The following is a 491-nucleotide window of genomic DNA, read 5'->3' on the forward strand; positions in this document are numbered from 1 at the left end:
CAGCGGGTGCGCGTCGGCGAAATCGGGCTGACCGGCATGGACATGCTGCACCAGGTGGACGCCCAGGGGCGGGATGCGTCTACCCGTATTGAGGCCGCGATGCCGTCGGGGAGCGGCTCGTCGAGCGCTTCATCTTCGTCTTCGTCCCAACCCTGGCAAGTGACGGTGGACCGCGTGCGTCTGATCGGCAGCCAGGTACGCCATGAAGACCTGTCCCTGAGCCCCAATTTCCGTATCGGCTTGTATCAGCTGGCTGGCACGGTGAGCAATCTGGATACCCGTCCGGGAAGCACCGCCAGGCTGGATCTGAGTGCGCAAGTGGACCGCTATGCACCGTTTTCCATCAAGGGGCGTTTGTCCCCGGAGCCATTGTCTACGGACATGGTGGTGTCGCTGAACAATTATGAAATGACCAGCCTGACGCCTTATACCGGCCTGTACCTGGGGTACAAGGTGGAGAAGGGGCAGCTGGGGGTGGATACCGAAGTCAC

The 491-nt window shown here is 61.7% G+C and carries 1 protein-coding gene; it reads left to right on the top strand.

Annotated elements, in window-relative coordinates:
- The coding region (locus A3754_RS06325; RefSeq protein ID WP_156496854.1) for a DUF748 domain-containing protein at positions 1-491 on the top strand (491 nt) is incomplete at both ends.

The organism is Alcanivorax sp. HI0083, from assembly GCF_001635175.1.